19 protein-coding genes are annotated in these 21,015 nt (G+C 61.0%); 10 read left to right on the top strand and 9 right to left on the bottom strand.

Annotation, left to right across the window (positions count from 1 at the left end; all coding sequences use genetic code 11):
• Positions 1 to 22 precede the first annotated feature (22 nt).
• Both A7K61_RS21405 and A7K61_RS21400 read right to left on the bottom strand, forming a co-directional pair.
• Positions 23 to 1,171, bottom strand: a complete 1,149-nt coding sequence (locus A7K61_RS21405; RefSeq protein ID WP_069558315.1) for a TDT family transporter — start codon at positions 1,169 to 1,171, stop codon at positions 23 to 25.
• A 111-nt stretch (positions 1,172 to 1,282) separates the two neighbouring features.
• Complete coding sequence (locus A7K61_RS21400) at positions 1,283 to 2,470, bottom strand: MFS transporter (protein WP_069558314.1); 1,188 nt, start codon at positions 2,468 to 2,470, stop codon at positions 1,283 to 1,285.
• Positions 2,471 to 2,561: 91 nt separating this feature from the next.
• On the opposite strand from A7K61_RS21400, the gene A7K61_RS21395 reads away from it, so the two are divergent.
• Positions 2,562 to 3,101 carry a TetR/AcrR family transcriptional regulator gene (locus A7K61_RS21395; RefSeq protein ID WP_069558313.1) on the top strand — a complete coding sequence of 180 codons (540 nt, stop codon included), beginning with the start codon at positions 2,562 to 2,564 and terminating at the stop codon, positions 3,099 to 3,101.
• Between the two features lie 130 nt (positions 3,102 to 3,231).
• On the opposite strand, the gene A7K61_RS21390 is transcribed toward A7K61_RS21395, so the two are convergent.
• The 4 genes from A7K61_RS21390 to A7K61_RS21375 all read right to left on the bottom strand — a co-directional run bounded on the left by A7K61_RS21390 (position 3,232) and on the right by A7K61_RS21375 (position 6,409).
• A complete protein-coding gene (locus A7K61_RS21390; RefSeq protein ID WP_003190115.1) occupies positions 3,232 to 4,011 on the bottom strand; it encodes an ABC transporter permease in 780 nt (259 codons plus the stop codon).
• On the bottom strand, positions 4,008 to 4,940 hold the full coding sequence (locus tag A7K61_RS21385; protein ID WP_014717781.1) for an ABC transporter ATP-binding protein: 933 nt from the start codon (positions 4,938 to 4,940) through the stop codon (positions 4,008 to 4,010). The genes A7K61_RS21390 and A7K61_RS21385 overlap by 4 nt, the downstream gene beginning before the upstream one ends.
• 135 nt (positions 4,941 to 5,075) lie before the next feature.
• Positions 5,076 to 5,693, bottom strand: coding sequence for a glutathione S-transferase family protein (locus A7K61_RS21380; protein WP_032892575.1), 618 nt, complete (start codon positions 5,691 to 5,693; stop codon positions 5,076 to 5,078).
• A gap of 56 nt (positions 5,694 to 5,749) precedes the next feature.
• Entirely contained in the window at positions 5,750 to 6,409 is a 660-nt protein-coding gene (locus A7K61_RS21375; RefSeq protein WP_032892576.1) for a transglutaminase family protein, read from the bottom strand.
• 190 nt (positions 6,410 to 6,599) lie between these two features.
• Between A7K61_RS21375 and A7K61_RS21370 the strand changes: the two genes are divergently transcribed.
• Together A7K61_RS21370 and A7K61_RS21365 are read left to right on the top strand one after the other, a co-directional pair.
• Positions 6,600 to 9,047 carry an acyl-CoA dehydrogenase gene (locus A7K61_RS21370; RefSeq protein ID WP_003190110.1) on the top strand — a complete coding sequence of 816 codons (2,448 nt, stop codon included), beginning with the start codon at positions 6,600 to 6,602 and terminating at the stop codon, positions 9,045 to 9,047.
• Positions 9,048 to 9,122: 75 nt separating this feature from the next.
• A complete protein-coding gene (locus A7K61_RS21365) occupies positions 9,123 to 9,530 on the top strand; it encodes a PA2817 family protein (protein ID WP_069558312.1) in 408 nt (135 codons plus the stop codon).
• Between the two features lie 147 nt (positions 9,531 to 9,677).
• On the opposite strand, the gene A7K61_RS21360 is transcribed toward A7K61_RS21365, so the two are convergent.
• Positions 9,678 to 10,610, bottom strand: coding sequence for a LysR family transcriptional regulator (locus A7K61_RS21360; RefSeq protein WP_044273052.1), 933 nt, complete (start codon positions 10,608 to 10,610; stop codon positions 9,678 to 9,680).
• 89 nt (positions 10,611 to 10,699) lie between these two features.
• Here A7K61_RS21360 and A7K61_RS21355 point away from each other — a divergent pair, with 89 nt between their 5' ends.
• Positions 10,700 to 11,341, top strand: a complete 642-nt coding sequence (locus A7K61_RS21355) for a serine-tRNA(Ala) deacylase AlaX (protein ID WP_047712126.1) — start codon at positions 10,700 to 10,702, stop codon at positions 11,339 to 11,341.
• Between the two features lie 90 nt (positions 11,342 to 11,431).
• Here A7K61_RS21355 and A7K61_RS21350 read toward each other — a convergent pair whose 3' ends face one another.
• Complete coding sequence (locus A7K61_RS21350) at positions 11,432 to 13,003, bottom strand: alkaline phosphatase (RefSeq protein ID WP_047710451.1); 1,572 nt, start codon at positions 13,001 to 13,003, stop codon at positions 11,432 to 11,434.
• The gene (locus A7K61_RS21345; RefSeq protein WP_069558311.1) at positions 13,000 to 13,554 is read right to left on the bottom strand and encodes a GNAT family N-acetyltransferase; all 555 of its coding nucleotides are present in this window, start codon (positions 13,552 to 13,554) and stop codon (positions 13,000 to 13,002) included. The genes A7K61_RS21350 and A7K61_RS21345 overlap by 4 nt, the downstream gene beginning before the upstream one ends.
• A 191-nt stretch (positions 13,555 to 13,745) precedes the next feature.
• Here A7K61_RS21345 and A7K61_RS21340 point away from each other — a divergent pair, with 191 nt between their 5' ends.
• The 6 genes from A7K61_RS21340 to A7K61_RS21315 all read left to right on the top strand — a co-directional run bounded on the left by A7K61_RS21340 (position 13,746) and on the right by A7K61_RS21315 (position 20,976).
• A complete protein-coding gene (locus A7K61_RS21340; RefSeq protein ID WP_005786670.1) occupies positions 13,746 to 14,153 on the top strand; it encodes a biopolymer transporter ExbD in 408 nt (135 codons plus the stop codon).
• A 2-nt stretch (positions 14,154 to 14,155) separates the two neighbouring features.
• Positions 14,156 to 14,884: an energy transducer TonB gene (locus A7K61_RS21335; protein ID WP_069558310.1), complete on the top strand. Its 729-nt coding sequence runs from the start codon at positions 14,156 to 14,158 to the stop codon at positions 14,882 to 14,884.
• A gap of 24 nt (positions 14,885 to 14,908) precedes the next feature.
• Positions 14,909 to 17,194 carry a TonB-dependent receptor gene (locus A7K61_RS21330; protein ID WP_069558309.1) on the top strand — a complete coding sequence of 762 codons (2,286 nt, stop codon included), beginning with the start codon at positions 14,909 to 14,911 and terminating at the stop codon, positions 17,192 to 17,194.
• A 25-nt stretch (positions 17,195 to 17,219) separates the two neighbouring features.
• Positions 17,220 to 17,867, top strand: coding sequence for a MotA/TolQ/ExbB proton channel family protein (locus A7K61_RS21325; RefSeq protein WP_044273045.1), 648 nt, complete (start codon positions 17,220 to 17,222; stop codon positions 17,865 to 17,867).
• Positions 17,868 to 17,923: 56 nt separating this feature from the next.
• Complete coding sequence (locus A7K61_RS21320; protein WP_069558308.1) at positions 17,924 to 19,141, top strand: phospholipase D-like domain-containing protein; 1,218 nt, start codon at positions 17,924 to 17,926, stop codon at positions 19,139 to 19,141.
• Between the two features lie 95 nt (positions 19,142 to 19,236).
• Positions 19,237 to 20,976 carry a dipeptidase gene (locus A7K61_RS21315; protein WP_069558307.1) on the top strand — a complete coding sequence of 580 codons (1,740 nt, stop codon included), beginning with the start codon at positions 19,237 to 19,239 and terminating at the stop codon, positions 20,974 to 20,976.
• Positions 20,977 to 21,015 lie beyond the last annotated feature (39 nt).

Below are 21,015 nucleotides of genomic sequence, written 5' to 3'. Positions count from 1 at the left end.
CCACGACTTTACCTAATCCTGCTTACTTATTCGCTAGCCCGGCAATACAAGGCGAAACAAAAAGCTCGCCTTTATAAGCGCCCTGCACGGTGCGCTTGGCCACGATCAACCACATCAGCGCCAGCGCAACCACCAGCACGCTGCCAAACACACTGAAAAACTCCAGCTGCAACAGGCTCGCCAATTTCAGCGTGGCCAGGGCGTACACCCCCAATGGGAAAGTGAAACCCCACCAGCCCAGGTTGAACGGGATACCGGCGCGCAGGTAACGCAGGGTGATCAACACCGCAATCAACATCCACCACAAGCCAAACCCCCACAGGGTGATGCCCGCAATCAGGCCAAGGCCGTGAGCCATTTCACCGACACTGGCCAGGCCATTGGCGGCGAAGATCGCAGGGGCGTCCGTACCCAGCAATAACATGCCCAGGGCACCGGTGCCGATAGGGCCCAGGGCCAACCAGCTCGACGCTGCCATATTGGCGTGAGGCAACTTATGCAAGGCCATGCGCAGCATCAGGATGGTCAGGATGCTGAACGCCACCGGCAGGGAAAACGCCCACAGCACGTAGCTGGTCACCAGCATCACCAGCTGCGAATGGGCATCGGCCAAATGCGGCGCGAGCAAGCCGCCGCTGGCCGCCGCCACTTCGGCCGCCACCACGGGCAACAGCCAGACGGCGGTCATCTGGTCGATGCTGTGCTCCTGGCGGGTAAACATCATGAACGGGATCAGCACACCACAGGCCAGGGACATGGCCACGTCCAACCACCACAGGGCTTCGGCCAGCGGGATGACATCACTGCCCCAGCGCGGCAGACCGAACAGCAGCAAGCCATTAAGAATGGTCGCCAGCCCCATGGGGATAGTGCCGAAAAACATCGAGACGGTGGAGTGCCCGAAGATGCGTTGCGCCTCGTGGAAAAACATCACCCAGCGGGCGGCATAGAGCACGCTGAACAGCACAAACAGGCCGATGGTGAACAGCCACAGGCCCTCGGCGATAACGTGCAAACCTGGCAAGTTGACTGGCAACTGAGCCAAGGCCAGCGCCAGCACACCGGTGCCCATGGTCGCGGCGAACCAGTTCGGGGTGAACTGGCGAATCACTTCCCGGGGACGGGTCAGGTGACTGAAGGGTTTGTAGCGGTGAGTGGTCGAGCAGGTCATGGGTTAATCCTCTTCCTCATTTGAGGTTGAAGCCATGATAGAACCTGATCGAATATCTATATAACGGGTAATATCTCTAACTGTTATCTACTTTACCTATATCAATCACAATCATGCCCTCGCCCTTGTCTGCGCCGAGTCCCGCATCAACAAACCAACAAGCGCGGCGAGAGACAACAAGATAAGCACCGCACCGTAGCCGTCCGTGGTCGAGATCAAGCCAAACACACGGCTCAGGTTACCCGCCAATAACGCCGGTATGCAGAACGCCAGGTAGCTCAATACATAGAACGCCGACATCAGGCCCGCCCGCTCATGGGGCAACGCCAGGCCCACGATACTGCGCACACTGCCCATGAAGCCGCCGCCGAAGCCCAGGCCTGCGATCACACTGGCGACAAAGAACAGCCACAGGCTGGCAGTGTTTACGGCAACCAGCAGCAGCCCCACGCCCACGGCCAGCAGTGCAGCCGACAAGCGCATCACCCTGTCAGCCGCATGATTGCGCAGGCTGTAGATCATCACCGCGCCGCTCAAGGTCACCACCGCCACCAGCCCGCCGCCGATCAAGTGCGAGGTCGACCCGGTGGCGACACGCACCAACGACGGCGCCAACGAGGAAAAGAACCCACCCAGCGCCCATACGGCCACATTCAATGGCATCGCCAGCCACAACGCGCGGCGCGCTTGCGGCGGCACATGCAGGGTTGGCGCCAGCGACTTCAAGGCGCCCGGTATGCGGCTGACCGTTTCAGGCAGGCGCCACACATACAGCGCCTGCAACACCATCAAGCCCAGCAGGGTGTAATAGATCATTTGGGTCGGCCAGGGCGCGAACTCCACCAGCAGCCCACTGCCCAGGCCACCACTGGCCATGCCGAGCATCGGTGCAAGGCTGTTGAGCATCGGGCCGCGCACGCGATCGGTGTCAAGCAGCGTCGCACCCAATACCGCGGTCGCCGTGCCGGTCGCAAAACCCTGCAAGGCGCGTGCGGCCAGCAGGCAGGCGGTGCTGTCAGCAACGATAAACAGCAGCATCGCCACGATATTGAGCAGCAGCGCGGCGAAGATCACTGGCTTGCGCCCCAGGTAATCCGAAAGCGAGCCCACGGTGAGCAGCGCCGCCAGCAGGCTCACGGCATACACGCCGAAGATGGCCGTGAGCATGGCCGCCGAAAAATGCAGGTGGTCTTGATACACCTGGTACAACGGCGTCGGCGCGCTGGAGGCAGCAAGAAAGGTCAGCACGGTGATCACCAGAAACGCCAGGCTGGACCGTTGAGAGATGACGCTGGACATGGGCACGCTCCGCTAAAGCTAATATTTTGCTTTTGTGGAGTGTGCTACTCGCTGGCGCTTAAAGCAAATTCTTTGTGTTAAGGTCTTGCCCATGGTGATCAAAGAAGGCCTCCGCCCGGGGGGCCGTAGTGCCCGGGTACAAGAATCCGTCCACAGGGCGGTGCGCGAACTGCTGGAAACCCATGAGCGGTCCAGCGTCACCGTGCCGATGATTGCGGCATGTGCAGGCGTCACACCGTCGACCATTTATCGGCGCTGGGGCGATCTGTCAGTACTGCTCGCCGACGTCGCCCTGGCCCGTATGCGCCCCGATACCGAACCGGCCAACACCGGCAGCCTGCGTGGCGACCTGCAAGCCTGGGCCGAGCAATACCTGGATGAGATGAGTTCGGACGTAGGCCGCAACATGATGCGCGACGTTCAAAGCAGCCCCACGCCTGGGTATTGCGTGAGCATCCTGAGTGGGCAGTTGCAGGTGATCGTGGATCGCTATCCGCAGGAACAGCCGCCGAGCGTTAACCATCTGATCAACCTGCTCGCTGCGCCGACAGTGTTTCGTATTCTGTTTTCGGCCCAGCCGTTGGCGGTAGAAGAACTGCACGCCCTGATCGAACTGGCACTGAAGGCTTAAAGCCCTGCACATAGCAAATGTGGGAGCGGGCTTGCTCGCGAAGGCGTCGTGTCAGTCAATGCATCAGCAACTGATCTACCGCACTCGCGAGCAAGCCCGCTCCCACATTTTTTTCGCGTGCTGTCAGCGGCTAGGTGCGCATCCCACGCCCACTCACCAGCAACCGCGCACAACCGATATACAAGACGATGGTGGCCACGATCATAAAGGTGATCGCCACGCTGATCTTGATATCCGACACGCCCAGAATGCCGTAGCGGAAGGCGTTGACCATGTGCAGCACCGGGTTGGCCAGAGACACTGTCTGCCAGAACGGCGGCAGCAAGGTGATGGAGTAAAACACCCCGCCCAGGTAGGTCAGCGGCGTCAGCACGAAGGTCGGGATAATGGAAATATCATCGAAGTTGCGGGCGAACACGGCGTTGATAAAGCCCAGCAGCGAAAAAATCGTCGCCGTCAGCACTACCACCAGAATGGTGACCCCAAGGTGATGCACCTGCAGATGGGTGAAGAACAGTGACAGCAGCGTCACGATCACCCCCACCATCAGGCCACGCAACACCCCGCCCAAGGTGTAGCCGATCAGGATGGTGTGCGGTGACACCGGCGAGACCATCAGTTCTTCGATAGAGCGCTGGAACTTGCTGCCAAAGAAACTCGATACCACGTTGCCGTAGGAGTTGGTGATCACCGACATCATGATCAGGCCCGGCACGATGTACTCCATGTAGGTGAAACCACCCATGTCGCCGATTTGCCGGCCGATCAGGTTACCGAAGATCACAAAGTACAGGACCATGGTGATCGCCGGCGGCAGCAGGGTCTGCGGCCAGATCCGGGTAAAGCGCTTCACTTCGCGATAGACAATGGTTTGCAGCGCGACGAGGTTGGGTTGCAGTTCAGAACTCATACCGCCACCTTCGCCAGATTTTTCTCCACCAGGGACACGAACAACTCCTCAAGGCGATTGGTTTTATTACGCAGGCTCAGCACTTCGATGTTCTGAGTCGCCAACTGGGTGAACAGCGCGGTGATGCCCATGGCCTTATCCACCTGGACTTCCAAGGTGTGGCTGTCCACCAGCCGGCTGGGGTAGCCGAGCAACTGCGGGGCCACCGACAGGTTGTTCTTCAGGTCGAGCAGGAAGGTCTCCACATGCAACTGGCCCAGCAGGTTGCGCATGCTGGTGTTCTCGACAATGGTGCCGTGGTCGATGATGCCGATGTTGCGGCACAACTGCTCAGCCTCCTCCAGGTAGTGGGTGGTGAGGATGATGGTGATGCCCTTCTCGTTCAGTTCGGTGAGGAAGGTCCACATCGAGCGGCGCAGTTCGATGTCCACGCCGGCGGTGGGTTCGTCAAGGATCAACAGGCGCGGCTCGTGCACTAGGGCGCGGGCGATCATCAGGCGGCGCTTCATGCCACCGGACAGCGAGCGCGAAGGCACGTCACGCTTGTCCCAAAGGCCCAGTTGGGTCAGGTACTGCTCGGCGCGTTCCTTGGCGACTTTCGCCGGAATGCCGTAGTAGCCAGCCTGGGTCACGACAATATCGAAGGTCTTTTCGAACTGGTTGAAATTGAATTCCTGGGGCACCACGCCGATGGAACGCTTGAGCGCCGCCGGGGATTTGTCCAGGTCATGCCCGAAGATATTCACCGTGCCGCTGGTCTTGTTGACCAGGGTGGAGAGAATGCCGATGGTGGTGGATTTGCCGGCACCGTTGGGGCCGAGCAAGGCGAAGAAGTCACCTTCGGCAACGTCCAGATCGATACCACTCAGGGCCTGGAAACCGTTGCCGTAGGTTTTGGTTAGCTGCCGGATGGACAGAGCGGAACTCATATGGAAGTACGCACCAAAGAAGGGAATAGAAAGAATAGATGAAGGCACACCGCAGGTAGTTCAACCTGTGATGCAGTGCGAGCATGGTGCGTGCCCATGCCGCACAAGTACAGTCACCCGTATTAATAGTGTGTATTAAGTCAACGCGGTCATCACCGCCTTGCGGTAGGCCGGGCGCTGCTGCAGGCGCTGGTACCAGGCCTCCAGATGGGGCATGGCAGGGCGTTCGATGGGCATCTCGAACCAGGCGTAGATGAAGCAGCCCAAGGGAATATCGCCCATGCCGAACGCCTGACCGGACAGATAGGGTTGCTCGGCGAGGGCTTGTTCGACGGTTTTGAGCGCGTCGATACAGGCTTGGCGCCCGGCATTGATGCTGTCCCAGTTTTGCTGGTCAGCCGGGGTGCGCACGATGCCCCAGAACACCGCTTTGAACGGATCGGCGAGCGTGGAAGTGGTCCAGTCCATCCACTTTTCGGCGTTGGCCCGGGCTTGCAAGTCGCTGGGGTAAAAGTCCGATGCCTGCTTGGCGCACAGGTAACGCACGATGGTGTTGGATTCCCACAGCACAAAGTCGCCATCTTCGATCACCGGCACCCGGCCATTGGGGTTCATGGCCCGGTATTGCGGGGTATCGACCACACCAAAAGCCCCGCCCGCATCAATTGCTTCATAGTCCAGGCCGAGTTCCTCAGCGCACCACAGTGCTTTCCTGACGTTTGATGAATTTTTACGACCCCAGATCTTCAGCATGACCGCGCCTTATCGTTGATGAACATGGCTTGATGAAGGCAGCAGCATACGCCGGTTCAGCCGCGGCTTAAATCGCCCTGCATATCACCAAGCAAGGTGGGCGCATCGTCGCCAAACAAGTGCGGGTAACACTGGCGGATATGCGCGAAGAAAAATGCTTCAGGCACATCAGCAAATTGCCCGTGGTCCACCACGTACTCCATCGAACGCTGGCCCTGGCGATTGAACGCGTGAAACACGCTGTCGTGCAGGCCATCGAATTCCAGCGGCGGCACGTCGAACACTTCGCACAGTTGCTGGTTGAACGCCGGCGTGGCCTTGACCCAGCGGCCGTTCAGGTAAAGCTCGGTATAACCGTGCATGGCGAACACGTCACTCTTGAGCAGGGCGAGCAGTCGCGGGGTGGACAGGTGGTTGCGCACGTCAGCCAGGCCAATGCGTGCGGGAATGCCGCAGTGGCGCGCGCAAGCGGCGAGCAACGTGGCTTTGGGTACGCAGTAGCTTTCGCCGGCCGCCAGGGCAAAGCTGGCGCTCAAGGTGTTGGGGTCACGGCTGAAGGTATAGGGGTTGTAGCGAATGGCCTCACGCACCGCGTAGTAAAGACTGACTGCCTGGTCACTTAAATCCGGGCGGGTTCCACGATGTTTCTCGGCGAACTCCACCACCACAGGGTGGTCACTATCGATGAAGCGGCTGGGACTCAAGTACGTATTCATGAGCTTGATCTCCGAGGGAAGCCTGGAGTTTAACCACCAGGCCTGCCCGAGAGATAACGACGATTCGGCCAAATGCCGGCGCCGGCTGATGGGTTGCCCAGTACACCTTGTTACACCCTGATCACCCGGCTTGTTCGGATGCCGACTAAGCTCCCTGGTGGTTTCGCCCCTGGTTCACGGAGGATTGAATATGCTGTTGTTGTGGATACTGGTGCTGGTGGTCGGCATTGCCTACCTGGCACACCGCCGTACTGCCCCCCTGCCCGCCCTGGGCGTGGTCGCCGTCTACCTGCTGGCGATGGGCGCCTGGAGCCACGCACCGGGTTGGCTGCTGCTGATCTTCTGGGTGCTCCTGGCCGTGGTGGCCGCGCCGTTGTTGCTGCCTGACCTGCGCCGCCAATACTTCACCAAGCCGCTGTTCAGCTGGTTCCAGAAAGTGCTGCCGCCAATGTCCGAGACCGAGCGCGATGCGATCGATGCCGGCACCGTCTGGTGGGACGGCGAGCTGTTCAGTGGCCGCCCCGACTGGGACAAATTGCTGGCCTACCCCAAGGCGCAATTGACCGAGGAAGAGCAGGCGTTTATCGACGGCCCCACCGAAGAACTCTGCGCCATGGTCAGCGACTGGGAAATCGGCCAGGCCATGGACCTGCCGCCGCAAGCCTGGGAACACATCAAGACCCACGGTTTCTTCGCCCTGATCATTCCCAAGGAGTACGGCGGCAAGGGCTTCTCCGCCTATGCCCACTCCCAGGTTGCCATGAAGCTCGCGACCCGCAGCGGTGACCTGGCCTCCACCGTGATGGTCCCCAACTCCCTGGGCCCCGCCGAACTGCTGCTGCACTACGGCACCGAGGAACAACGCAACCACTACCTGCCGCGCCTGGCCCGTGGCGACGACATCCCGTGCTTCGCCCTCACCGGCCCGCTGGCCGGCTCCGATGCGGGCGCCATGCCCGACACCGGGGTGATCTGCAAAGGCGAATGGGAAGGCAAGGAAACCCTTGGTCTGCGCCTGAACTGGGAAAAACGCTACATCACCCTCGGCCCTGTCGCGACCTTGCTTGGTCTGGCCTTCAAGGCCCATGACCCGGACCACCTGCTGGGCGAAGAAGAAGACCTGGGCATCAGCCTCGCGTTGATTCCTACCGACACCCCTGGCGTGGAAATCGGCCGTCGTCACCTGCCGCTTGGCGCCGCGTTCATGAACGGCCCCAACTCCGGCAAAGATGTGTTCATCCCCCTGGAATACCTGATCGGTGGCCAGGAAATGCTCGGCAAGGGCTGGATGATGCTGATGAACTGCCTGTCGGTCGGCCGTTCGATCTCGCTGCCCGCCGTCGGCACCGGCGCCGCCAAGTTCACCAGCCTGGTGACCGGGCAATATGCCCAGGTGCGCGAACAGTTCAACGTACCGCTGTCGGCCTTCGAAGGCATCCAGGAAGCCCTGGCGCGCATCGGTGGCAACGCCTGGCTGATGGACAGCGCGCGCATGCTCACCGCCAACGCTGTGGACCTGGGCGAGAAGCCGTCGGTGCTGTCGGCGATCCTCAAGTACCACCTGACCGAGCGCGGCCGCGAGTGCATCAGCCACGCCATGGATGTGCACGGCGGCAAGGGCATCATCATGGGGCCCAACAACTACCTGGGCCGCAACTGGCAGGGCGCACCGATCTTCATCACCGTGGAAGGCGCCAATATCCTTTCGCGTAACCTGATGATCTTCGGCCAGGGCGCGATTCGCTGCCATCCCTTCGTGCTCAAGGAAATGGCCCTGGCCGGTCGCGAAGACCATGACCAAGCGTTGAAGGAATTCGACGGCCTGCTGATGCAACACATCGGCTTTGCCGTGAGCAACGCCGCCAGCACCCTGGTGCTGAACCTGGGCTTGGGGCACTTCGAAAAAGCCCCGGGCAACCGTTTGAGCCAGGGCTACTTCCGTGCCCTGAACCGCCAGGCGGCTGCGTTTGCCCTGCTGGCGGACCTGAGCATGATGTTGCTGGGTGGCGAGCTCAAGCGCCGCGAACGCCTGTCCGCTCGCCTGGGTGATGTGCTGAGCCACATGTACCTGGCCTCGGCGGCGCTCAAGCGTTACCACGATCTGGACTCGCCGGACCACCTGGAGCCGCTGTTTGCCTGGGCCATGGAAGAAAGCCTGGGTGAATCGGAACGTGCACTGGATGAGCTGCTGAGCAACTTCCCGAACAAGGTGCTGGGCTGCCTGCTGCGGGTGATCGTGTTCCCATTCGGTCGTCGTCATACCGGGCCGTCCGACGCGCTGGATGCCGAAGTGGCAGCCGTGATCGGTCGCGCCAAGGGCGACCCGACCCTGGAAGAATTGCTGGCCGGCTGTTATCGCCCGCAATCAGCAGAAGATCCGGTGGGCGCCCTGCAACATGCCTACGACCTGCTCGGTGCCAGCCATCCCTTGCAGAAAAAACTTCACAGTGCGCTCAAAAGCGGCCAGGTCAAACCGGTGGCCGGCGAGCATGCTATCGACGCGGCCCTGCAGGCCGGCGTGCTGCAACCGGCCGAGGCGCAAACCCTGCGCGATGCCGAGGCGGCGCGACGCAAGGTGATCGACGTGGATGATTTCAGCAAGGAAGAGCTGATGCAGGCAGAGGGTAAAGTCCGCTGAGTCGAGCGGTCATATAAAAACGGGCGCGAGAGGCTTATACTCTCGCGCCCGTTTTTGCTTTAGAGGCCTTATCTCGTGTCCAACGTCGTTGCCGATCATCTCGTCTTGCTCGACCACTTGCGCAGCATCCTGGTTGCCGTCGGCGAAGCCGAACTGGTGCCCGAGGAAAGCCACGCACTGTTCCTGGAGCGCTTCGACGAACTGCGCGCCCTGCTGCCGATCGACCCGATCGAAAGCCAGTACCTGGGCCAGGACCTGATGAGCCAGGTCATTGTGCGTTACCCGCAAATTGCCCACCTGGTGCCCCGCGACCTGCTGTGGTTCTTCGGTGGCGACTGCCTGCACTTCATGCCTGACGAAGAACTGGACCTGTACCAGGCCCTGGAAGAACGTCGCTATGAAGCCGAACAGAACGACGAACCGTTCGACTGGAACCAGGAAAAACAGCTGCTGGCGATGCCTCAGGACCAGAGCAAGCACTGACACCACTATGTGGGGCGAGCTTGCTCGCGAAAAACGTCATCGATAACGCGTGCTTTCTGAATAAACGCGGCGCCTGTGAGTTTTTCGCGAGCAAGCTCGCTCCTACAGTATTAAGGCTTGTCCCTCCCACATTTCCTAACCGCGCTCCTACCGCCGCCGCAGCGTGGGTTCCTTGGCCATGCACTCCACCAGATAATCGATAAACACCCGCAACTTAGGCGGCAGGTAACGTGTGGGCGAATGCAGCAACCACGCCTCGCCATGGTACGAGGCAATAAAATCCCACCCCGGCAACACCTGCACCAACTCCCCCGCTTCCAACGCATGCCGCGCGGTGAAATACGGCAAGCTGGCAATCCCGACATGCTGCAAGGCCGCCTCCAGCCGCACCCCGGTGTGGTTCGCCGCATACCGGCCGCGTACGCCGACCGTGACTGCCTTGCCAGCCTGGCGAAACTTCCAGCGTGAATCTCCCGGTGTCTCTCCCAGATAGATGCAACTGTGCCCGAGCAGATCATGGGGATGGCTCGGTGTACCGTGCTCGGCCAGGTACTGCGGCGTCGCGCACAGCAAATGTTCGATGGGCAACAACTGGCGCCCGACCAAGCCTGGCGGCGGGCTGTCGGTGATGCGGATGCTCAAGTCGACGTTGTCGTCGATCAAGTCCACATGCCGATCTTCCAAAATCAATTGCACATCAACCTTGGGGTAGCGCCGCAAGAATTCCGGCATGTGTGGGTGCACCACGAATCGCCCCACCGCCTTGGGCACACTGACCCGCACAAGGCCCTCGGCTTCATGGGTGAATTGCCCACTGATTTCCATCACCGAGCGCGCTGCGTTGACCATCTCCTGGCAACGCTTGAACACCTCCTCGCCGCCCTCGCTCAGGCGCAGCTTGCGTGTGGTTCGTTGCAGCAGGCGCGTGGCCAGGGCGTGCTCCAGGCGCGAGATACTGCGGCTCACCGCCGAAGGTGAAACGCTGAGTTGCCGCGCCGCTTCGGAAAAGCTGCCGGTTTCGACGACCTTGACGAAAATCGCCATTTCACCCAACAACGGCAAAGGAAGATTGATGCTCATGACGCACAGGTCCATTGATAATTGAGCGGATTATCACTCATTTGCGCACTACTTATACTGCCCACAGAACCCTGATGCGGATGTAGATGATGACCGAGCGCCTGTTTTTTACCCACGATCACCTGACGGCCGAGCTGGAAGTGCTCAGTTGCACCCCGTACGAAGAGCAATTCGCCGTGATTGTGCAATCGACGATTTTCCATCCCCAAGGCGGCGGCCAGCCATTCGACACCGGCTGGCTCGGCGACAGCCAGGTACTGCGAGTCATGCAGGAAGCCGAACGGGTGGTGCACTACGTCGACCAACCTCTGGAACCTGGACCTGTCATTGCACGCGTCGACGCAGAGCGGCGCGCCTTGCACACACGTCTGCATTCGGCAGGGCATTTGATCGGCAATGCTGGCGAACGCCTGGGCTGGATGCCGATCAAAGCCCACCATTGGCCGGGCGAAGGCAAGATCACCTTTATCCGTGGCCAGGCCGCGCAAGACATGGATGCGCAGACGCTCCAGCAGTGGGTCAACACATGGATCGCCGCCGACTATCCCCGCCATATGACGCTGGAAGACGGCACCCGTGAAGTCGGCTTCGGTGAGTTGCCGGCTTACGCCTGTGGCGGCACGCATGTTCAAGCGTTGAGCGAACTGGGCCAGGTGACGATCCTGGCGCTATCGGAGAAAAAAGGCGCGCTGTCAGTACGCTACAGCCTCGCTGACACCTTGGCCCTGTAGGAGCGAGCTTGCTCGCGAAGAACGTTAACGATAACGCGGGGTACCTGATTCCCATCGGCGCCCTTTGGTTTTTCGCGAGCAAGCTCGCTCCTACAGGGCCACGCTCGGCTGGCCCGATTCATTGACGAATGACTTCAATGTCGACACCGTCGCCGCCGGGTCACGCGGATCGCTGATCGCACGAAAATTCGTCTGCATGGTGCTGGCCGCCAACTCCACCGACACATAGCCACGCTGGCGGCTGTCGAAGAACTTCACATGGGGGTTGAGCGGCATGATCTTCATGAACGCGTCATAGGGCGGGCCATCGGAGGTGACCGACGAGCCGACAAACTCGGTGGCGACCACCTCCGAGTCCGGCCTGTCGGCGTCGGCATGCAGGTCGGTGGCCCAGAACGAATGAATATCCCCACCCCAGAACACCGGGTTCTTCACCCGGTTACGCACGATCGACGCCAGCATCCGCGAGCGGTTGGCCATGTAGCCATCCCAGCCATCGGTCCAGCGGCCAAGCTTGTGGTTGGTGAGGTCACGCTGCATCAGCGGCGCCACCAGCAAATCCTGGGCGATGATATTCCACTGCGCCTTGGACTGGGCAAATCCTTGGTCCAGCCAGGCCTCTTGCTGCCAGCCGAGCAACGTGCGGCCAGGGTCACGCAGGTCGCTGCAAGGGGTGGTGACAATATGCCCTTGGTGGCTGCCATTGGCCGCGATGCACGGTTGCTCGGAACGGTACTGGCGACCGTCAAGCACATGGAAACGCGCAAGCTGGCCGTAATCCAGGCGCCGGTAGATGCGCATGTCCGGCCCCTTCGGCACGCTGCTGGCACGCAGGGGCATGTGTTCGTAAAACGCCTGGTACGCGGCCGCCCGTTGCTTGAGAAACTGCGCCACCGCCACCTTCGGGTCCTGGGACCAGCGGTTGGCGTAGTCATTCTGTACCTCGTGATCATCCCAGGTCACGACGCTGGGAGCCGCGGCGTGAAGGGCCTGCAGGTCTGGATCGGTCTTGTACAGTGCGTAGCGGTTGCGGTAATCGCTCAGGCTTTGCGCATTGCCGCTGCCGTGGGATCGAAACACCTTGCCCGACTGCGCCGCATAGGAACTGTCGTAAATATAATCACCGAGGAAAAACACCAGGTCCGGCTGCTCGGCGGCAAGGTGCCGGTAGGCGCTGAAATACCCGCGCTCCCAGTGCGAGCACGACACAAACCCCAGCCGGGCCGAGGCCATGGCGTGCAGCGGCGGCATCGTGCGGGACTGGCCCACCGGGCTCTGCGCACCGAGCCCTTCAAACTGGTACCAATACGGCCGATCCGCCGCCAGCCCCGTCACCTCGACATGCACTGCGTGAGCAAAACGCGGCGTCGCCAGTACTTCGCCCTGCTTCACAATGCGCGTCATCGCCGCATCGCTGGCCACCCGCCAACGCACCGGCACCGAGCGACTCAAGCCACCACGGCCATCCTCAGCATTGAACAACGGCGCCAGGCGCGTCCAGATCACAAAGCCATCCGGCAGCGGGTCGCCGGAAGCCACGCCAAGGGTGAACGGATAATCCACCCCGGCACTGCGCGCAAACGGGCTGAGAATAGAAAACGCCGTAGCGACCGCCAGCCCGCCGAGGACCCGGCGCCGGCCGTGGTCGACTTCGCCGCTCACAGGCAGCGCTCCCAGTCGTCGCGCACGGTGGCAAACCCGAGCATGTCCTCATACACGCCGTTCTTTAAAAACGCCTGGCGCATGCAGCCTTCATAGCGCAGGCCGATCTTCTCCATGACCCGCGCCGATTCCTTGTTGCGCGCGAAACACTGGCTGCCCACGCGCTGCAAGCCTAGCGCGTCGAAACCGAAGTCCATCACCGCGCTCGCCGCTTCAGCCGCATACCCCTGGTTACGGCAGTGCGCTGCCACCCAGCCACCCAAGTGCCCATAGTGATGCCGAGCGTTGATACGCAGGCTGACCATGCCGACCAATTCGTCGGTGCCGCGCACATGCACCCCCAGGTTCAGCAGCTCACCGGTGCGGTACTTGTCAGCGATCCCGGCAATAAAATCCTGGGCGGTTTCCAGGGTGTAGGGCGATGGAATGTTCGCCGTGTTGTCGGCAATTTTCGGCCCGTTGGCAAGCGTGAAAAGCACCTGCGCCTGGTGCATTTGCAGGGTGCGCAACAACAGTCGCGGGGTCGTCAATTGAGGCAGTGCAGTGGGCATGGGAGCCGGCCCTCAAGATAAATTTCTCAAGCATGGATGCCCCGAGTGTCAGTTTCATTACGCCCGAAAACTGACCGGTAAGTTTTCTAAAAAGACGCGTCCTAGAGCCTCTAAACGGTCAATTAAAGTTAACCAATCGGTCATTTTTGGCTGTTAGCGTTTTGCCCCTAATTCAATGACGGGGTAACGGAATGAGAACCTGGGACGAACCCAAGAAACGCAAGGCGCACATCGAGCTGATCCCAATGATCGACGTGATGATGTTCCTCCTGGTGTTTTTCGTACTGGTGAGCCTGAACGTGATTCCCGCGCTCGGCATGAAGACCCAATTGCCCAGCGCCAGCAGTTCGCAGCAGCTCAAGCCGCAGAACAAATTCATCCTCACCCTGGGCCTGGAAGGCCAGTTGCAACTGGACGGCAAGGACCTGACGGTGGATGCCCTGGTGCCGGCGCTGAAGGCGGCCGAAAAGCCCGATACCAAGTCGACGATCATCGTCAACAGCGACAAAGGCGTGGAGGTTTCGCGCCTGGTGGAAGTGATGGACACCCTGCGCCTGGGTGGCTTCACCTCCGTGTCCATTGCTACGCGTAAGTCCTGACCATGTACGTTCTGTTTCGTGCGCGTCAGTTGCTGGGCAGTGTCCCGGCCCTGATCGCCCTGGTGCTGATTGCACTGGGTATCCAGTCCCAGACGTTGAAAGTCGAGCCGGTGTATGACGAGTCGGCGGTCGAATTGGCCTTGGTCGAGCCGGAACCGGAAGTAGTCCCTGAACCGTTGGTGGAGCAAGAACCGCCACCGCCGGTGATCGAAGAGGAAGAGGCCGAGCCTGCTCCCCCGCCGCCACCGCCCAAGCCGCTGCCAAAACCCGAACCCAAGCCCAAGCCAAAACCTGTGCCCAAGCCTGCGCCCGTGGTCGCCAAGCCTGCGCCAACGCCGCCACCGGTGGCCGCCAAGCCAGCCCCGGCCGCCGTGGCCCAAGCGGCACCGACGCCTGCTCCACCGGCGCCACCGAAGGTCGATGGTCAGGCCCTGGAAAGCGGTTACCTCAAAGGCTTGCGCAACGAACTGGACACCTACAAGCAGTACCCCACCGGGCGCCAGGCCTCCCTCGAACGCCCGAGCGGCGAGGTGGTGGTGTGGCTGCTGGTAGACCGTCAGGGCCGCGTCCTCGACTCAGGCCTACAAACCCAGGCCTCGAGCATGTTGCTCAACCGGGCCGCCACCAACAGCCTGCGTCGCATCAAGCAAGTCAAACCGTTCCCCGAGCAAGCCTTCGGGGGGCGCAATGAGCAGCGCTTCACCGCCACCTTCAACTACAGCGTGCAATAAGCACCCGACACCAGGACGACAGTGATGAAGTTCACCCGTATTCATCTGGCACTCGTTGCCGCGACCAGCATGAGCCAGGGACTGGTCGTGGCAGAGACCAGCGACAGTGATGTCGGCACCATTGGCGTACAAGGCAAGGCGACCGCCGGGGGCGGTTACATGGTGCCGGAGGAAAGCATCAAGGGCCGCTCCACGGTGACCAAGGAAGCTCTGGATAAACAGGCGGCCACGGGCAATGCCATCGACAAGCTCAAGTACACCCCGGGCTTGAACATCTCCAGTGAAGACAACACCGGCCTGTCGGGCTTTCGCTTCACCATGCGCGGCATGAACTCCGACCAGGTGGGCATGTCGGTGGACGGCATGCCGATCAATGATTCGGGCAACTACGCGCTGTATTCCAACCTGCTGGGCGACCCGGAAAACATCGACCAGATCTTCGTCACCCAGGGCGCTGCGGAGTCCGACGGCCCGCACATTGGTTCCAGCGGCGGCAACATTGGCATCGTCACGATTCGCCCGACCAAGGAAACCGGCGCCTTCGTCAAACAAGTCGTCGGCAGCAATGCCACGCGCAAGACTTTTGCCCGCCTCAACACCGGCGAAATCAACGGCCTGAGCAACTGGCTGTCGGTGTCCCATACCGAAGGTGAAATGTGGCGCGGTTCGGGTGCGGTACGCGCGGACAAGGTGGAGTGGAACAGCTTTTTCGACGCCGGCAATGGCAACACCGCCAACCTGATCCTCAAGTACCACGAGCAGGACAACAACAGTTATAGCCAGTTGACCAAGGCGCAGTTCCAGCAGAACGGCCGCAAGTACGATCCCTACCCGGCTACGCCGAGCGTGGGCAGCAACGGCAAGTACAACAGCTACTACGCCTTGGCGCAGAACCCGTTCCAGACCTTCACCGCCGTGCTCAACACCCAGTTCAAACTGGCCGACAACCTGGCGCTGTCGGTGATCCCGTATTACTACTGGGGCAATGGCAGCGGCGTCGGTTCATCCAGCTATGCCCTCAACCGTGGCTCCAACCAGGGCGGTGTGTTCGACCTCGGCAACCTCCCCACTGCCGCCCAATACAACGCCGACGGCACACCCAACAGCGGCGTGTACTACCGCCCTTCACGCACGCAAACCTGGCGTCCGGGCATCACCACCAAGCTGACCTGGGACCTGGGCGACCACAGCCTGCAATTCGGCTACTGGTACGAGCGCGCACGCCAGAGCCAGACCCAGCCATTCATTCCGCTCAAGAGCAACGGTAAGCCAGTGGACACCTGGCCGGACTCCAACAGCGCCATCGTCGATGCCAACGGCAACACCGTGCAGGGTCGCGACCGTTTCACCGTGACGCCGGCGCAAAAGGTCTGGGCCCAGGACACGTGGTACATCAACCCGGACTGGACCTTCATCGCAGGCCTGGCCTACATGAACGTCGAGCGTGAAGGCACCAACCACGGCAGCCTCAACGAACGCCCGGAAAAACGTAACCAGACCTACAACAAACTGCTGCCCAACGCGGGGCTCAAATACCAGCTGGACGAGCGTGACCAGTTGTTCTACAGCCTGTCGCGCAACATGCGCGTGCCGCAGAACTACGTGCTCTACGACAAAGGCGCCGGCTCGATCGACGCCGAGCCGGAAACCAGCTGGAACCATGAACTGGGCTGGCGCTACAGCGGCGACGACATGAGCCTGGCCGCCACCCTGTTCTACATGGACTTCAAGAACCGCCAGGTGTCGTCCCGGGACATCAACGGCGACTTTGCCGACATCAACGCAGGTTCCGTGGTCAACAAAGGCCTGGAACTGGAGTGGAGCGGACAGTTGCCCCACCACTTCAATTACTACACCTCCTACACCTACACCAAGGCCGAGCAGCAGGATGACCTGACCGTCTACAACGCTGGCAAACCCATCGTGCTGCCCACCAGCGGCAAGCAGTTCGCCAACGTGCCCAAGAACATGCTGGCGGCCAACATCGGCTATGACGACGGGCGCTTCTACGGCACCTTCGGCGGCAAGTACACCAGCAAGCTCTACGGCGACCTGACCAACGACGAGGCGATTTCCGGGCGCACCGTGTTCAACCTCGGCGCCGGTATTTATCTGCCGGTGGACAAGAAGGTGGTCAAGGACGCGACCCTGCGCCTGAACGTCGACAACCTGTTCGACAAGAAATACCTGGACGGCGTGTACACCACCAAGACCAACGCGGCCAGCTACAGCGGTTTCCGCGATGGGGACCCTGCGTACATCGTCGGCCTGGACCGTACCGTCACGGTTTCGCTGGAAGCGAATTTCTAAGACTCACCCCAAGAGGAACACCATCATGGATATGAACCTGCTCCACGACGTCACCTTCTATGTGATGTACGCGGCGATGGCCATTGCGATCTTCATCGCCATCGAACGCGGTATCTACTTTGCCTACGTGCGCCGCCAGGCTCGCGCGTTGATCGATGCCCTGGGCACCAACGTGCACAGCGAGCGTGACTTGCCGCAGAACCTGACCCGTCGCGACAGCCTGCCGCTGAACATGATCTTGCCGGTGCTGGCCCAAAAGGCGACCCACGGTTCGCGCAAGGACCTGGACGACGAAATCGACACCCAGTACCTGAAGACCCGCGCCCCACTGGCCCGCAGCCTGTGGATCATCGAGACCATCACCACCGCCGCCCCGCTGCTGGGCCTGCTGGGTACCATTCTCGGCATCATCGACACCTTCAAGGCACTGGCCACCGCGGGCGTGTCGGACCCAGGGCAGATTTCCGGTGGTATCGGGACGGCCTTGTTTGCCACGGGATTAGGTATCGCCATCGCGCTGTTCTGCGTGGTGTTTCACAACTTCTTCCAGGACAGCCTGGAGCGCATCAACGACCAGTTGAAGATCCTGTTGATTCGCGCCGCCACCGGCGCCCGCGCACAGGATGAAGTGACCCATCGCGTGCCCACCCCGCTGCACAGCCGCACAGCCTGACCTGCAGGGCGGGCGCCTTGGGCGCTCGCCTTTTCCTTTGGTGCGATGAGACGCTTATGTCCCTTTCGATGAAGTTGCGTATCGCCGGCCTGACCGGCTTGCTCCTCAGTCCGCTGGCCCAGGCGGACTTTTCCATTCCGGGTTTTGAACTGGTGCATACCGTGCCCGTGGACACCGCCCTGGGCACCGACGATTTACGCCAGCCCGGCCCGGTATGGATCGAGCTGTTCGATGGCGCCAAAAGCCGCATTGATATCGGCCAGTTCTACGCCGCGGACCACCCTGGTTCGGTGATGAACACGGTGCTGGAACACCTGGAAGCCGCCGGCAAACGCGGCGTGAAGATTCGTTTCCTGCTCGAAGAAAAAGGCATCAAGCTCTCGGACGCCGCCACCCTGGAACGCTTGCGCGCCATTCCCAACCTGACCTTGCGCGTGCTGCCCTACGGGCAACTGAGCGGCGGCATCATCCACGCCAAGTACCTGCTGGTGGATGGCAAGCAGGCGTTTGTCGGCAGTCAGAATTTCGACTGGCGCGCCCTGGAGCATATCCACGAAACCGGGCTGCGGATCACTGACGAAACGGTGGTAAGCCAGGTGCAGGCGATCTTCGAGCAAGACTGGCAAGCCCAGGCCGCGCTCGCCGATAAACAACCGGTGCCGCTACCCGCCAGCGGCCGGGAGCCCACGCGTACCGGCAACTATCTGGTGGCCAGCCCGCAACGCTACAACCCGCCCGGCGTGGGCGACTCACAGCTGGAACTGCCGCGCCTGCTGGGCGAAGCCAAAAAAGAGGTGCGCGTGCAGTTGCTCGACTACGCGCCGTTGTCCTACGGGCCGGATCGAACCCGGCCGTACTACGCGGTGATCGACAACGCCGTGCGCGCTGCCGCTGCCCGTGGCGTGTCGATCAAACTGATGGTGTCCAACTGGAATACCGACCCACTGGAGCTGCCCTATCTCAAGAGCCTGGCGGTGCTGCCCAATGTCGAAATCAAGATCGTCACCCTGCCCGAAGCCAAGCAGGGCTTTATCCCATATGCGCGGGTGATCCATAGCAAAACCATGGAGATCGATGGCCAGGTGGCGTGGGTCGGCACCAGTAACTGGTTAGGCGGCTACTTGGATAATTCGCGCAATCTGGAGGTGGTGATGCGCAGTGAGGCGATGGCCAAGCGCGTAGGCCAATTGCATGAACAACTGTGGGATGGGCCTTACGCTAGAGCCTTGAGCGTGACGGAGGCGTATCCCGCGCCCCACCCTGGCCAGCATTGACCTTGGGCACCTGAGTAATGGTAGTGTGTGGAAATGTTTCTGACTCTTCCATCAGAAACCTCCTACTCACTACCTGCAAAGGAATGCCTTTAACCATGCACTTTCCACTGAAAAAACTGGTGGCTGCCACCTTGTTCGCCGCGAGCCTTTCGGCAGTCGCCACGTCTGCATCCGCTAACATCACTGCAGACCAAAGCACGGCAATCCTGAAGCACTTCAGCGAGACCTCGGTCACCGATTTCCGCAGCTTCCTCGGCACCCTGGCTAAGGGCAAACTGGGTAAAACCGCTGACACTGGCCCGGCTATCAACGCGTTTCTGGGCAACAAAACCCTGAACGCCGAGCAGCAGAACGAGATCAATCGCCTGCTGGGCATTTACACCCGCCTGAAATACGGCAAAGCCGCGCTCGAAACCCTGCGTGAACTGGTGGAGATCCCTACGTTCAACGTAGACGGCCTGCCACAGTACAAAAACCCGGAATTCCTCAAGATCGCCGCGAAGATCGAGGCCCTGGCCAAGTCCTTCAACCTGAACTTCCGTAACGTCGATAACCGCGTGTACGAAATCTCCTTGGAAGGCAGCGGTGATGAAGTCGTGGGTGTGCATGCCCACGCCGATGTGGTGCCGGTGACTCCGGAAAACTGGGTGCTGCAAGACGGTACCAAACTCGACCCGTTCAAGGTCACGCTGATCGGCGACCGCATGTATGGCCGTGGTACCGAGGATGACAAGAACGGCATCGTGGTGACGATGTACGCCATGAAAGTGATCAAGGAAGAAAAGCTGCCACTGGCGCGCACGTTCAAGCTGCTGGTGGACACCACTGAAGAAACGGCTGGTGATGCCATTCCTTACTACTTCGAACGCAATCCCGTGCCGCAATACAACCTGGCGCTGGATGGCGGTTACCCGGTGGTGATCGCCGAGAAAGGCTCGGGGACGGTCATGGCCACCTTCCCGGTGCGCAAAGGCGAAGGCAAAGGCGCAGAGATCATCGCGATGACCGGCGGCAAGGCGAACAACCAGATCCCATCGGCCTCGGTGGCCACGCTGGTCAGCGATGCACCCGCCGAACTGGCCGCCAGCCTGCAACAGGCCGGTGCCGACTATGCCAAGCGCAACGGTGGCAATTTCCAGGTGACGGCCAAGGTCGATGGCAAGGACGTCAAGCTCACGGTGACCGGCGTGTCCGCGCACTCCTCCGAGCCCGAAACCGGAGTCAACCCGGTGGCGCGTATGCTGGAGCTGATCCACAGCCTCGATGGCAAGGTCGCCCTCAAGCACAACCACATCACCGATGCTGCGCGGTATGCCGCCGACAACTGGGGCCTGGATTACCTGGGTGGCAAATTGGGCGTGGGCTACGCAGATGATTTCATGGGCCCGCTGACCACCTCGCTGACGTTTGTGGGCCAGGATGACAAAGCCTTCAAACTGGCCGTGAACCTGCGCGCGCCGAAAGGTAAAACCCCGGAGGCGCTCAAGGCGCAAATCGAGCAGAAGCTGAACGCCTGGGACAAGAACGCCAAGGTCAACGTGAGCTTCACTTACTCGCTCGACACCCCGATGTACCGCAACCCGGAAGGCGAATGGGTCAAGGCCTTGTTGGCGGTGGCCACGGAAAACCTGGGGATGGCACACAAGTTCGGCACCTCGGCCGGCGCAACCTCCGTGCATGACCTGCCCAACGGCGTGCAATTTGGCCTGGCGCGCCCGGAAGAGAAGTACACCGGGCACACTGACAGTGAGTTCAAGACGGTTGAGCAGTTCTTGCTGGACCTGCAGATCGTCACCGAAATGATGGGCCGCGTCGGGCAGTTGCCGAAGCTCTGACCCAGCCTCGCTGGGGCTCGACAGCTCCCACAGGGGATT

It is taken from the genome of Pseudomonas sp. AP42 (genome assembly GCF_001728935.1).
Classification (GTDB): domain Bacteria; phylum Pseudomonadota; class Gammaproteobacteria; order Pseudomonadales; family Pseudomonadaceae; genus Aquipseudomonas; species Aquipseudomonas lactis.
This window is presented reverse-complemented; position numbering and strand designations above follow the sequence as displayed.